Source organism: Pseudovibrio japonicus (genome assembly GCF_014651595.1).
GTDB lineage: Bacteria > Pseudomonadota > Alphaproteobacteria > Rhizobiales > Stappiaceae > Pseudovibrio > Pseudovibrio japonicus.
The window spans coordinates 282,406-296,556 of the sequence record NZ_BMXE01000003.1 but is presented as its reverse complement, the minus strand read 5'-3'; the positions used below and the strand labels follow the sequence as shown (position 1 = coordinate 296,556).

Annotated in this window: 11 protein-coding genes; 4 read left to right on the top strand and 7 right to left on the bottom strand. The window is 53.8% G+C overall.

Features of this window, described 5'->3' with window-relative positions; translation table 11 throughout:
- Positions 1-21: 21 nt before the first annotated feature.
- Positions 22-1,455, bottom strand: a complete 1,434-nt coding sequence (gene pdxR, locus IE076_RS09890; RefSeq protein WP_209009008.1) for a MocR-like pyridoxine biosynthesis transcription factor PdxR — start codon at positions 1,453-1,455, stop codon at positions 22-24.
- 222 nt (positions 1,456-1,677) lie between these two features.
- On the opposite strand from pdxR, the gene IE076_RS09885 reads away from it, so the two are divergent.
- Positions 1,678-2,376: a pyridoxamine 5'-phosphate oxidase family protein gene (locus IE076_RS09885; protein ID WP_189436614.1), complete on the top strand. Its 699-nt coding sequence runs from the start codon at positions 1,678-1,680 to the stop codon at positions 2,374-2,376.
- A 171-nt stretch (positions 2,377-2,547) separates the two neighbouring features.
- Here IE076_RS09885 and IE076_RS09880 read toward each other — a convergent pair whose 3' ends face one another.
- From IE076_RS09880 to IE076_RS09870, 3 genes are all read right to left on the bottom strand, one after another.
- Positions 2,548-3,045 carry a lytic transglycosylase domain-containing protein gene (locus IE076_RS09880; protein ID WP_189436613.1) on the bottom strand — a complete coding sequence of 166 codons (498 nt, stop codon included), beginning with the start codon at positions 3,043-3,045 and terminating at the stop codon, positions 2,548-2,550.
- A 262-nt stretch (positions 3,046-3,307) separates the two neighbouring features.
- Positions 3,308-4,072: a peptidoglycan recognition protein family protein gene (locus IE076_RS09875; protein ID WP_189436612.1), complete on the bottom strand. Its 765-nt coding sequence runs from the start codon at positions 4,070-4,072 to the stop codon at positions 3,308-3,310.
- A complete protein-coding gene (locus IE076_RS09870; protein WP_189436611.1) occupies positions 4,069-4,761 on the bottom strand; it encodes a J domain-containing protein in 693 nt (230 codons plus the stop codon). Before IE076_RS09870 ends, IE076_RS09875 begins: the two co-directional genes overlap by 4 nt.
- 336 nt (positions 4,762-5,097) lie before the next feature.
- Between IE076_RS09870 and IE076_RS09865 the strand changes: the two genes are divergently transcribed.
- Both IE076_RS09865 and IE076_RS09860 read left to right on the top strand, forming a co-directional pair.
- The gene (locus IE076_RS09865) at positions 5,098-7,176 is read left to right on the top strand and encodes a putative bifunctional diguanylate cyclase/phosphodiesterase (RefSeq protein ID WP_209009007.1); all 2,079 of its coding nucleotides are present in this window, start codon (positions 5,098-5,100) and stop codon (positions 7,174-7,176) included.
- A 121-nt stretch (positions 7,177-7,297) separates the two neighbouring features.
- Positions 7,298-8,203: a DoxX family protein gene (locus IE076_RS09860; RefSeq protein ID WP_189436609.1), complete on the top strand. Its 906-nt coding sequence runs from the start codon at positions 7,298-7,300 to the stop codon at positions 8,201-8,203.
- A gap of 32 nt (positions 8,204-8,235) precedes the next feature.
- On the opposite strand, the gene IE076_RS09855 is transcribed toward IE076_RS09860, so the two are convergent.
- The gene (locus tag IE076_RS09855; RefSeq protein ID WP_189436608.1) at positions 8,236-8,778 is read right to left on the bottom strand and encodes a winged helix DNA-binding protein; all 543 of its coding nucleotides are present in this window, start codon (positions 8,776-8,778) and stop codon (positions 8,236-8,238) included.
- A 231-nt stretch (positions 8,779-9,009) separates the two neighbouring features.
- On the opposite strand from IE076_RS09855, the gene IE076_RS09850 reads away from it, so the two are divergent.
- Positions 9,010-12,615, top strand: a complete 3,606-nt coding sequence (locus IE076_RS09850; protein WP_189436607.1) for a hydantoinase B/oxoprolinase family protein — start codon at positions 9,010-9,012, stop codon at positions 12,613-12,615.
- 529 nt (positions 12,616-13,144) lie between these two features.
- Here IE076_RS09850 and IE076_RS23070 read toward each other — a convergent pair.
- Positions 13,145-13,366: a type II toxin-antitoxin system VapC family toxin gene (locus IE076_RS23070; protein ID WP_371871485.1), complete on the bottom strand. Its 222-nt coding sequence runs from the start codon at positions 13,364-13,366 to the stop codon at positions 13,145-13,147.
- A complete protein-coding gene (locus IE076_RS09845; RefSeq protein ID WP_189436606.1) occupies positions 13,363-13,596 on the bottom strand; it encodes a type II toxin-antitoxin system Phd/YefM family antitoxin in 234 nt (77 codons plus the stop codon). The genes IE076_RS23070 and IE076_RS09845 overlap by 4 nt, the downstream gene beginning before the upstream one ends.
- Positions 13,597-14,151 lie beyond the last annotated feature (555 nt).

Here is a 14,151-nt window from a genome sequence, read left to right as displayed (position 1 = left end):
GGATAAAGGTCAAGCAAAGATTTAAGTTTGCGCACCATCTCCGGCTATTTCCAACGCCTGATCAAGCGCTTGGACAAAGCCGTTCCTCAGTTTTTCGTTGGCCTCGGCAAACCCGACAACCAGCCCTCGCTGCGGGCGACCTAAATAAAACACCGAAAGCGGATTAGCCCCGAAGCCACGCCTGTTCAGATGATCTGCAACCGCGACATCATCGCATGTTTCCGGCAGATACAGGCAGGTTTGTAAGCCTCCCGTGGGCATGGACACACCTACCTGATTACCAAAACGCTCCCCGATCAACTGGCAGAGCGCCGCGCCATTTTCATGGTACGCACTGCGGATCTTGTTAAGATGCGCGCGAAAGTGCCCGCTCTCGATAAAGTCTGCAAACGCCATTTGCACATGCACATTTGCCAAGGCACCAGATGCGCGCTGTGCCTGTCGCAACCCGTCAACATGTTCTTCAGGAACAACCACATAGGCAAGTCGAATACCTGGCATGAGCGACTTTGCTGAGGTGCCGATGTAAATCACCGAGTGTCGGTCACTCAGCCCCTGAAGCGCCGCAATCGGACGCCCCTCAAACAAAAACTCACTGTCATAGTCATCCTCAAGGATCATTGCGCCCTTTGCATGCGCCTGCTTCAGCAACATCAGACGCTCCCCCATCTCCATACGCTTACCCGTCGGGTATTGGTGCGACGGTGTCACATAAATCAGCGAGGCTTGGTCAACCTCATCAATCTCCGTAAGCGCATTCACCCGTAACCCCGCAGAAACAAAGGCAGATCGCGCGCCCAGATATCCCGGCTCCTCCAGCAGAGCCACATCCCCTTCCTCCGAGAAACATTGCGTCATAAGCAAGAGTGCCGACTGCGTTGTCGGAAAGGCCAAAACCTGTTCCGGTGAGCATACAACCCCGCGCTCCTGCGCCAGATATTGCGCCAAAACGCGCTGCAATTCAGGCAAACCGGAGGTATGTTCATAGCCAAGCGCATCGCCATTGAGCAACCGCGCCGCACGCCGCAAACTACGCGCCCATTGCTCTTTGGGAAACAGCGCACGGGATGGCTCGCCCGGCTGCATGGCGACACCCCGCCCCGATGGGCTGCTATATCGGTGGTTCAGAGCAAAGCGCTTGCCTCGGGAAGAGAGCGGCGGCGCAGCAGCCCGCTCAGCTCCCTCACTGGCAGCCCCCTCCACTTCCGGCAAGCGAACCACCTCAGGCCGCGCACCGGACCGCACATCCACCAAACCTTCTGAGCGCAGCAAATCGTAGGCCGTGTTCACCGTGTTGCGGGAGACCGAAAGACTGACCGCAAGTTGCCTCGAACTAGGCAACCGCTCCCCTTCCGGAATACGTCGCTTCAAAATCGCATCCCGGTACTGCTGATAAATCTGGCTCGACAGCGGGGTGCTGACCTCCCGATTGATCGTCACAACATACTCGAACAACTGGAACCCCAAAATTAGAATAAGCGGATCTATTAAGAGAACCAGTTTTGCAGAAAATACAACTCAACACAACGTTTCTTCGCCCATAACAAGGGCAAGAGACACAATTGCAACGAAAAACCCGGCAGGCGATCAGAGCAAAAACTCCAACCGCTTACCGGGCCAACTGGTCTCTAAATTGCCGATAATGCTCAAAACCGGGGACCAGAAACGGTTAAGACAATGACAGCAGAAATTCTACGTGAAGCGACGCCAGACACAAGGACCCATGCAACCAATCCACCTAAATATGCACGCGTCAGAAATGGCCTGCGCGCTGACTATGACTGGAAAACAATCCTCCCGATTCTGGAAAGCTCCCTTGTTGTCCATGTTGGGTTCATGGACGACGACCGCCCGATCGTCATTCCTATGGCGTTTGCCGTAGTAGATCGTACAATCTACATTCACGGCGCCAAAGCCGCACGCATCGTGAAGAAAATGAGCAGGGACTCCCAAGTCTGCCTCACCTTCACACATATTGACGGCATCGTTGCAGCGCGATCTGCGTTCCATCATTCCGTCAACTACAGAACCGCAATCATTCACGGTACCGCCCGTCTCGTAACCGACCGTCAGGAAGCGTGGGACGCCCTGAAGGCAGTCACAGAACATCTGTTACCTGGTCGATGGGATGAAGTTCGTCCGATGACTGAGAAGGAACAGATCTCGACAGGCGTCATCGCTATCGAAATCGACCACGCAGCTGCAAAAATCCGTCAGGGTGCACCGGTGGATGATGAGGAGGACTATGCCCTTCCACACTGGGCTGGCGTTATTCCCGTAACAACGTCACTGGGCCAACCAATTGATGATGGAAAGATCCTGGAGGGCGTAAAGGTGCCTGTATCACCTGCTAACGCCGCTAGGAAGTTCGCATAATTTTCGCGGAATTTACCTAAAATTTTAAGAAAAAGGGTGGTTGATTTTGCCCGATCAACCACCCTGCTTTCGGTCCTTGCAGACAGACTGACCTGAGGTCAGACATTCATAAAACTCTAGGTAACTTTGAATAGGAACTTAGCAGCTCCACCTCATATATGCAAGCTGCATTTAGCTGCGTCCGAGAATATCCTTAACGCGCTTACAGTATCTCGCACTTGTCTTGTTCATACGCTTTGCATAGTGGCCAGCGTTGTATCGCAAGATCGTACCGCACAGATCTCCACCAGCGCGCTTGTATGCACCAGCTAGATATCGCATGCCGAATTCAATGTTGTTTTCTGGCTGGTAGAGAGCTTTGGTCGAACCCTTGTAGCCCATTCCGCGAGCGGTGGCTGGCTTGATTTGCATAAGCCCGACTTCACCTGCACGACCACGCGCACTTGCATTGTAGTTACTTTCGATCTGAACAACAGCTTTTGCAATAGCGTGCGGCACACCGTGCTTCTTCGCTTTCTGTTCGATCATCTTAACGTAGCTGCTCTTACTGGTAGCTGCCTCAGCTTCATTAGAGAATATGCTGGTATTGACAACACCGCCAAGCATAACACTTGCAGCAAGGGCGGGAATTACTACGATATTTTTTATTTTTGTAAGTTTCATCTTCATATCCTGGCAATCATGTTTTGAGCAAGGATGTTATCGTTGGAAGATGAGACGAAAATCAGACAGTTTTAATCACGAAAAGTTACATTTTTAATGTTTAAAATATGGCATAAACCTTAGTTTGTGACACAAAAATGGCCGATGCTGGACACATCGGCCTTACCTTGGGAAGCTTTTCAGCAAATCGAAGACCTTCCCCTACGTAATTAATTCATAATTCAATTACGTATTAAACCCTATTTCGCAGCGTTTTCTATGATATCCATCACGTTCCGATGGATTTTAGCTGCTTGAGTAGCCCATGCAGCGTCGCAATAGTCTGCGCATCGGCAATCCCATCGACCTTTGCAGGCCGGAAATGACGCTGGAATGCCTCAACAGCATGTCTGGTCTTCTCATCGAACACACCGCTGACCATGACATCATACCCATAAAGCCCCAGCAGCGACTGCAAGGCTTCAATCGGCTGCCCCTCATCACCTTCCTGGAAGAAGCTGGAAGCATCAATGTCCACCGGCTCTATATAATGGCCCACACCCGCATCAGCCAGCCGCGCCCATGGGAAGTGGCGACCCGGGTCCTTTTTACGCGATGGCGCAATATCCGAATGCCCAAGCACCAACTCAGGTGCAATGTTGTGGCGTTCACAAATATCCTTCGCCAAAGCGATCACCGCTTCGATCTGCGCATCTGGATACTCTTCTGTCCCCTCATCCAAATCGCCCGCATTGGCAATCTCGATCCCGATACTCCGGGAGTTGAGATCCTCCAGCCCTTTCCATCGAGAAGCACCGGCATGCCACGCGCGCCGCCCCTCCGGCACCATCTGCGTAACCATGCCCTGCTCATCAACCAGATAATGACAGGAGACTTCCGAACGCGGATCACACAGCCAGGAGATCGCCTTCTCGGCACTTTCCATCGCCGTGTAATGCAAGATCAGCATTTCAACAGCCGGGACGCGACGTTCATTATGATTTGGAGATGGACGAAGACGCGCAGGCACTGCGCATTCAGGTTTAACGCTCATATTCCTCGTTCTGCGCAGATCTGCTCATACGCTTTATTCAATGCGACCAGCTTATCGCTGGCGATCTTGACGAACTCCTCGGGAACCCCCCGGCCAATCAGGCTATCAGGGTGCGTTTCCCGAACTTGCTGGCGATAAGAGGAGCGGACCTCTTTATCACTTGCACCCATATCAATGCCGAGAACCAGATACGGATCTCCACCGCCTCTTATATGTCGGGCTTTGATCTGGGAAAAACAAACCGGATCGATGCCAAAGATCTCGGCAATCCGGCTCAGATAGGCGATCTCTCTTTCATGGATCACCCCGTCAGCCTTGGCGATGTAAAAGAGCCCGTCCAGCACATCCGTGCGCGCACTCTCGTCTTCTGCAAACCAGACGGACAGTTTGGAGGCATAGGTCTCAAAGCCCGCGACGTCCTGCTGAGCCAGCTGAAAGAGCCGCGCGACGTTGCGCTCTTCGCCCTCCGGCACCTCAAACAAATCATAGAACGCGATCACTTCATCAGCAGTTACAACACCATCGGCTTTAGCCATCTTTGCCGACAATGCAATCATGGCAACCGTGAAGGCAACATTCCGGCGTGCTTCACCAACCGATTGAACAAGCTGTTGCAGCCGGTCAACCAGCTGGGCACCACCACTCTGCAGTGCACCTACAATATTGCCAAAGCTGCTCCAAAAATTCATCGGTATCCTGCTCTCTCTTCAACCTACATGACAATTTCGCTGAACAGACAGCAAGCAAATTTATCACTACAAATCAGGTTTATACCTAACAAATTATTTATCAATCCGAATTGGTTGTTTCCCTTGGGTTTTATTTCCTCCCAGCGGACAAAACGCACCCTGCCCAAGTGTCCGGCTCAAGCTCGCCCCTTAATTATATACCCCTGAAACACATGGGTAATGAATTACAAATATATTCGTTATCTATTGAATACTTATATATGTAACAGCACCAACTCATTTTCGGTTGCCTGCTGCCAGCGCAACATTTTCAGCGCTTTGGAATGGGGATTTCAAGTGGAAACGATACCTCCACATCGAAAGTTACTTTACGCCTCCATAGTATTTGCTGTGATTGGCGTCATCGCCACAAGTTTTTACGCCATTGATCAGGCGACTTTATATTATCTATTCAAATCCGAAGCTCAGAAAGATTTCGAAACCGCAAAGACGATCATCGCGTCGCATCAGCCGTTTGAAGCCCCGGTCCCTGAGCAAATGGGACCACACAACTCCTCTGCTTCCTTAGATTTCGGCCTGCGCGGCTCCAATCCTGAAAAAGCGCCCGAGATCATCTCGCCAAGCTGGAAACTACCTTACGCCAAGGCTGTATCCGTTACGCAAGCTTTAGCAGAGCAGTTTCATGAGCTGGAGCTTCTGGTCGTCAACGTTCCCGGCCGTCCTTTGGCTGTGTATCCGCGGAATATGACACGCTCCCGTGTCAATCAAATCCTTTCCGACCCGAAGGCCTACGAGGCATGGCACGCCGCTCTCAAGTCGGGAGAGCAGGAGATCTACACCAACTTCGATTGGTTCGAGTGGAAAATTCCAGAGTTCGGCACCATCATTCCCTACGTGAATGAGGAAAACAGAGTCCGCGGCGGCTTTATCTTCTTCACCAAGCCAAAGCTCAGCACAATCGTCTTTCTCGACACCATCGCCTTTGGCTCCGCCTTCGCCTTCCTGCTTGTTGTCGTTGTTGCGTTAACCTCCATCATGTTTGCATGGAAAGGCCTGCATGATCGCTGGAAGACCTCCAAAACCATCCGCTTTCTGGCACACAACGACCCGCTCACCCATCTGCCAAACCGCGCCGTCTTTTCCGACGAGCTGAACAAGGCCTTACGCAAAGCCTCCATCACAGCTTCAAATGTCTACGTCATCGCCATTGACGTCGATAAATTCAAGGAAGTGAACGACAATCACGGCCACGCTGCGGGAGACACCTTCCTACAGATCATCTCAGACCGCTTGCGCCTTGTGTTCACAGAGCATCTCGTCTCACGCCTTTCCGGCGATGAATTTGCCGTCATGATCGAGGGTGATTACACCCGCCATGACATCACCGTCCTCGCCCAGCGCGCACTGGCGACAACTAATACCGACTGCGTCATCGACAACAAGGAAATCCGGATCTCCCTCTCCATGGGCATAGCACAGGCAACGGACGCTGCATGGCGCTCCTCCCGTCTGCTCCATTGCGCAGACCTTGCGCTCTACCGCTCCAAGAATGGCGGCCGTTCCATCTACACATGGTACGAAGCCAGCATGGACGAAGAACTGCAGCGCCGTCGCGAACTGGAAACCGAGATGATCCGGGCCCTGAAGCAGGATGGCTTCTCGGTCGTGTATCAGGCACAGGTTGGACTGGCAGATAACAAGCTCAAAGCCTTTGAAGCGCTGCTCCGCTGGGTCCACCCGGAAAAGGGCCGCATCTCTCCGGAAATCTTCATTCCGATCGCAGAGGACACAGGCCTCATCGAAGCCTTGGGCGAATACGTACTCAAAAAAGCCTGCGCCGATGCTGCGAGCTGGTCTGACCCAAGCCTCAAAGTCGCAGTCAACTTCTCACCGGCCCAGTTTAAATCCGGCCTGATCGAGCAGAAGATCACCGAAGCCCTTGAAGAATCCGGTCTCGCGCCGGAGCGTCTTGAAATCGAAATCACAGAAAGCCTCCTGATTGCGGACACCACAAGCGTGGTTAAGTCCCTCAGAAAGATCGGCGATATGGGTGTTTCCATTGCCATGGATGACTTTGGAACCGGCTATTCATCCCTGAGTTATCTCTCGCGCTTCCCCTTCAACAAGATCAAGATCGATCGCAGCTTCATCATGAACATCGGCAAGGATGCTCATACCGATGCCATTGTCGCCGCAATCATCGGTCTTGGCCGCTCACTTGACGTGTTGATCACAGCCGAAGGCGTCGAAGACGAGATGCAGGCACAGATCCTGCGGGCAGGTGGCTGCGACATCGTGCAGGGCTACTATTTCGGCAAACCCGCCAATGTGGACCCACAAAACCCGCATGCAAACATCCGCTGTCGGCTGGGAGAGGATGAAACAATGCAGGTCGAATCCGCTCAGTCCGTCTGATCTCTTAAAACCGTCTAACCTCTCAAATAAGCCTAGCGAGAATAGCAGGATATCTCTCGTTAGGCGCAGCGCGCTACCCTGTTACAAATGACCCGCTCTCGGGATTCCCTGTGAGGTAGCTATGACAAACAAGAGCAATGGAAACTCTGATGATGTGAGCGAAGAGGAGGATCTGGCAGAGATTGCACGACCCTTCCACTACTTGTCGTTCTTCCAACTGTTTCAATCCCTCATAACCGCCGTTTTACTTGGCGTTGCAGCACTCATCTCTTTGGATGTGCTCATGTCGCCCATACCGGAATCGGCCTTGCGACCACTGCTGATCTGGTTGGCACTGGCATTCTTCTTTGTTGTGATCGTCGTGCCCAAGAGCTTTACGCTTGGCTTCCTGTGCCAATTGCTCTGCCTGCTCGTGGCTTGGCGCATTGCTTCGCTGTATTACGCGTTCCTGCTCAGCTGGCCACTCGCCTTTGCGTTCGTTGTCAACCTCGTTTGGTTCCTCAGCACAATCCAGCGCAACTCTTTTGAGACAGCTGGCAGAGGCCTGACACTGTGGCAATGGCAGCTCACGTTCTTCCGTTTGCTTGTTGGCTTCGTCATGGTGCCGCACTTCACCGACAAACTGTTTGCCGGTTCCCTGCCCTACATGGAGCACGTGGAGTTCTTCTCACTTCTGGGCCTTGCAAACCCAGCCATGCTCATTGATCTGGCGGGCTTGGCAGAACTCGGCATTGCAATCGGAATTGGGCTCGGTCTGCTTACCCGCCTCTCCTGCTTCCTGGGAGCAGCCTATATCCTGTTTGCTGCAATGATCAGCGGTGCACTGGAACACGGTTTCGTCTCGTTCGCCACCGCCGTTTCATGGGAGCTTCCGCTGATCCTGTTTGCATCCTATCTGAGCTTCACCACCACAGGAGCCGGAGAATTCTCCATAGATGGTGTGTTGCGCAGAACCGGAAAGGTACCCGGGTGGATCAAGCTGCTGATGGGTGACACCGCGCTCACCGAAATCGAACGTGTCGATTAAAGGCGTGCGGCAGTAAACCTGCCGCATCCCTCTTACATTGCAGCAGCGGACCGTGCAGCCTGATCATAATGACCAGACACACTACGCAAAACGGATGCAAGCCGAGACAGCTCCCCTTCATCCTGCCCCAGCTCCTTTACAGGCTTCACAAGCAAGGCATCCCGCAACTGCTTATACGCTTCGCACAGCTCACGCCCCGCATCAGTAATCTCGGCAGTCTTCTCCTTACCGCGTTTACCAGCTTGAATAAGTCCCGCCTTCTCCAGCTTCTTCAGCGCGTAGGACACCGTGTGCGTATCTTCAATATTCAGGACAAGGCACAGATCAGCCAGCGTCTTTGAACGTTCACGGTGATTGACAGAGTGTAGCACCAGTGTTTCCAGCGGGGATAACCCCTCCTGCCCCGCCGCCGCCATGCAGCGCACCATCCAACGGTGATAGGCGTTGACCATCATCGTCACCGCAAACTCCACTTCGGACAGCGCAGGCAACTCACCCGATGCAAGCTGCGATGAGGACACGACCGGCCCAACGCCCAGTCCTCCTGCAGTCTTCGGCTTCACAGCATCACTCATTTTGACCTCACACCTTCCCAACTGAAACAGCCCAGATTCGCATTCTCTCGCGCTCCATAATGTCGTCAGTTACACACGCCATACAAGCTCTGCCCAACGACAGTTCCCCGAAAATATCGACACAGAACACCGCAAGTGTCCATAACACGACCACATCCATATTGACATTTTATCTACATTTTATAGATGTATCACAGATTACATTTTCAAATTTGAGGCGGGGACAAAAGCATGACAACGGCCAAGTGGGACTTCTGGATCGATCGCGGCGGCACCTTCACCGACATCGTTGCACGCACACCGCAAGGAGAAATCCGCGCCCATAAAGTCCTCTCCGAAAACCCCGAGGCCTACAAAGACGCCGCCATTCAGGGCATTCGCGACCTCATGGGCATTGCCCCGGACACCCGCATCCCCTCCGACCAGATCGCCACCGTGAAGATGGGCACCACAGTTGCAACCAACGCACTGCTGGAGCGCAAGGGTGACCGCACCCTGCTTCTCATCACCAAAGGCTTCCGCGACGCTCTGGAAATCGGCTATCAGGCCCGCCCGGACATCTTTGCAAAAGAAATCATCAAACCAGAACTGCTCTACGATCAGGTTCTTGAAGCAGACGAACGTGTCCGCGCAGACGGAACAATTGAAGCAACGCAGGACCTTGACCAGATCAAAACCCAGCTGGAAGCGGCCTACGCAGATGGCATCCGCTCCATCGCCATTGTCCTGATGCACGCCTACGCATATCCTGAGCACGAGAAGCAGCTGGCCGACATCGCACAGCAAGTCGGCTTCCCGCAAATCTCTGTCAGCCATGAAGTCTCCCCGCTCATGAAACTGGTTGGCCGTGGCGACACCACCGTTGTGGACGCCTACCTCTCCCCGATCCTGCGTCGTTACGTGGATCAAGTCGCCAGCGAGCTCGACATCGAGAACAGCGACTGCCGCCTCATGTTCATGCAGTCCTCCGGTGGCCTGACTGATGCTTCCCTCTTTCAGGGCAAAGACGCCATCCTCTCTGGCCCCGCTGGCGGCGTTGTTGGTGCAGTTGAAACCTCCAAGATGGCAGGCTTTGAGAAACTCATTGGCTTTGACATGGGCGGCACCTCCACCGACGTCTCCCACTTCGACGGCGAGTTCGAACGCGCCTTTGAAACCGAAGTGGCTGGCGTGCGCATGCGTGCACCCATGATGATGATCCATACTGTTGCCGCAGGCGGTGGCTCCATCCTTCATTATAAGGATGGTCGCTTTCAGGTTGGCCCGGATTCTGCTGGCGCAAACCCCGGCCCCAAATGCTACCGCAGAGGTGGTCCACTCACCGTCACCGACGCCAACGTGATGACCGCCAAACTCAACCCTGCCTACTTCCCGAAAATCTTCGGACCAAATCAGAACGAGCCTCTGGCAATCGAAGACGTCAAAACCGCCTTCAACACACTGGCCGCTGAAATCGGCGACGGCAGAACCGGAGAGGAAGTGGCAGAAGGCTTCCAGAAAATCGCCGTCGAGAACATGGCCAACGCCATCAAGAAGATCTCCGTACAACGCGGCTACGACGTCACCGAATACGCCCTCACCTGCTTTGGCGGCGCGGGCGGTCAAAGCGCCTGCATGGTCGCCGACAGCCTCGGCATGAAAACCGTCATCGTGCACCCGCTCTCCGGCATCTTGTCTGCCTATGGCATGGGCCTTGCCGATATCCGCGCAACCCGCCAGCAAGCCGTGGTGAAAGATCTGAACGCAGACCATCTGGCAGCGCTCGAAGACCTCGCCCAACGCCTTGCAAAAGACGCCAAGACAGAAGTCATAAACCAGGGCGTCACCGAAGACGGCCTCTCCATCTTGCCACGTGCTCACCTGCGCTACGACGGCACCGATACCCCGATCGCCGTGGATCTGAACACCGCTGACATGGACGCCATGATCACAGCCTTCACCGAAAACCACATCAAACAGTTCGGCTTCGCCTACGAGAACAAAACCATCGTGGTTGAAGCCCTCGAAGTGGAAGCCGTAGGCGGCGGCGCAGGCCTTCAGGAACCAGATCTGGAGCAGGCAACACACACCCCTGAAATTGCCGAGCAAACGCAATTCTACGCCAATGGCAAATGGCAGGACGCCTCCATCCTCAAACGCGACCATTTCCAGCCGGGCATGAAGTTGCAAGGCCCAGCTCTTATCATGGAACCACACGCCACGATCGTCGTCGAGCCAGGCTGGCAGGCTGAGGTCAATGCCAAGAACCACATCATTCTAACACGCACCATCCCGCTGGAGAGGAAGCTCGCTCTGGGCACCACCGCTGACCCTGTGATGCTGGAAGTGTTCAACAACCTCTTCATGTCCATTGCCGAACAGATGGGTGTTACCCTCCAGAACACCGCCTACTCCGTGAACATCAAGGAGCGTCTGGATTTCTCCTGCGCAGTCTTTGACCAAAACGGCGCTCTGGTTGCCAATGCACCGCACATGCCGGTGCACCTTGGCTCCATGGACCGCTCCGTTGAGGCCATCATTGCGCTCAACAAAGGCAAAATCAAACCGGGCGATGTGTTCGCTCTCAACGCCCCTTACAACGGCGGAACCCACCTGCCCGACATAACCGTTGTTTCTCCGGTGTTTGACGACAACGGCAAAGAGATCCTGTTCTGGTCCGCCTCCCGTGGTCACCATGCAGATGTCGGCGGCTCCGCTCCCGGCTCAATGACCCCGCTTGCCACCAATGTGAACGAAGAAGGCGTCTTGATCGACAACTTCAAGCTTGTAGATCAGGGCGAGTTCCGCGAAGAAGCGCTGGTCGAGCTGCTTACCAACCACAAGTACCCTGTCCGTAACGTGCACCAGAACGTGGCTGACCTGAAAGCCCAGATCGCAGCAAATGAAAAAGGCGTTCAGGAACTGCGCAAGATGACAGACCACTTCGGTCTGGAAACCGTGCAAGCATATATGGGCCACGTTCAGGACAACGCCGAAGAAAGCGTGCGCCGCGTTATCGAAGCACTCTCCGATAGCACCTACGAGTACCCGACCGATCAGGGCTCAACCATCAAGGTCAAAATCACCGTCGATAAGGAAAAGCGCGAAGCAACGGTGGACTTCACCGGCACCAGCGATATGAAGCCCAACAACTTCAACGCACCGGAACCAGTCACCCGTGCCGCTGTTCTCTACTGCTTCCGCGTCATGGTGGAAGGTCACATCCCGATGAATGCAGGCTGCCTGCGCCCAATCAACATTGTGGTGCCGGAAGGCTCCATGCTGCGGCCGCATTATCCGGCCGCAGTTGTGGCAGGCAACGTGGAAACCTCACAGCACATCACCAACGCCTTGTTCGCAGCACTTGGTGCTATGGCAAATAGTCAGGGTTCCATGAACAACCTGACCTTCGGCAACGACACCTATCAGTACTACGAGACCCTATGTTCCGGCTCTCCGGCTGGCCCGGGCTTCAACGGCACCGATGGCGTTCACGTCCACATGACCAACTCCCGCCTTACCGATCCTGAGGTTCTGGAGTTCCGCTACCCGGTCCTGCTGGAAGACTTCCACATCCGCAAAGGCTCAGGCGGCAAAGGCAAGTGGCACGCTGGCGACGGCACCAAACGCACCATCCGCTTCCTTGAAAAGATGGACTGCGCCATCCTCGCCTCCCACAGAACCATCGCCCCCAAAGGCATGGAAGGCGGCGAAAACGGCCAAATGGGCCGCACCTTCGTGCGCCGCAACTCTGGACAACTGGAAGAACTCAAAGGCTGCGACCAAACCATTCTGGAAGCAGGCGAAGCCATCACAGTCGTCCCCCCAACCAGCGGCGGCTGGGGCAAAGCAAACTAATTGGGAACACCCGGCTCATGTAGCCGGGTGTTTACCTCCACAGCAATAAGATACCGGGTAACTCTCCCAAGAACCAAAGCCCCTCATAGACATACGATTTCAGTCTCCCCCGAAAACTAGCTCGGTCGACCCAGAGATAAACTTCATCCCCCTCATTCAAATCAAGTTTGGTTAGCAGGTCCACATCCAATTTGATTACGTCTTCAGCTTCTTCATGGCCCCAAACAACTGCAGTGCATCGAGCTTTCTTGTTTTTCGTTATTATAACTCGCTCATTTTCTTGAGCACCGTCACGTCGATTGTACTTAATCATGACGCGTCCCGAACCTGAGTGTTTAAGAGGCATTACCTTTACATGAAACTTATGATGCGCCATCTTTATGTACTCCCCAACCTCACGCCATAAGCTTGAAACTTCTCGTCTGACATCACAACCTCTAGACCTTGTGCTTGGCAATTAGCATTCAGTCGAATGGATCTTTGTGATGCTCGGGAAGGCAACCAGCCTGCTCGCCATAGAAGAGTGATATTACCAAAGGTAAAAACCTTCCTCCTCAATAATACTTGCCAAGCCTTCTGGTTCAGTGAGTTTTCCAATATTCTGCTTTATCGCAATCTCCCATAAGCTTGCGGCGCTCAAGAAAAAGTCATTGTGCCGATCTGCAATAACGGATTGTACTTTAACACCTAATTTCGGATCACCAGCCAGCCACCAAAGGAGTACGTGCGTATCGAGAAGAAGGGGTCTCAATCTTCACTCGCAAACCCAGAAGTAACACCTTTGATCTCTTCATTGAAATCAGTGGCAAGTTTGACCTCCCCTTTGAAGCGACCTGGCTTACGCGGATTCAGCTGCGCCTTGTGTGGTACGAGATCAAGATAGGGCTTGCCTGCTTTAGCAATGACAACACGCTCTCCCCGCCAAACCTTCTCACCAAGTTTGGAAAGATTGGACTTCGCTTCATGCATGTTTATCTTCATCACACCATTCCTTAGCCAGACTTAGCTAAGTCTGGCACACAAGAACACAAACACCAACAGCACCACATGGCATCCCATGTAGTGTTGAAGTTAGGTTTCCCGGAAGTCGGGGTGAGCAAGGCGGCAGGCGATGCCTGCGCAGTGTGAGTAAGTTAGTTTCTTCGGCATCAGCTATCGCCTTGCCCGGATGTTTTTGTAGGAGGCTATGGCCAAGGTCCAAAAGACGCTGTGAAAAGGCATCTCTGCTAAGAGTGACTCCCAGTGCTGACGCCCTTTGGTTTGGCCGCGCATCCTCCCGCCCCAACACTCATGGCGTTTGGGCAACCTCCACGGACCTGCTGTAAAATGCGTTACCTTTCACAGTAGCCCCACCCAGCCCACGACAAATTGACGGACGGTCCGCCAGCAGCCCGTCACGTGGGCATGCGATGAGTATGCCGTGTGTTTTGCGTCAGGGGGATAAGTTTCTTGTGCTTGCATCGAAGCCCTCCCCCGCCGTCATCCCGGCCCCCGAGCCGAGATCCACGCAACGGTTCCTACAATGAAGAGGGCCGC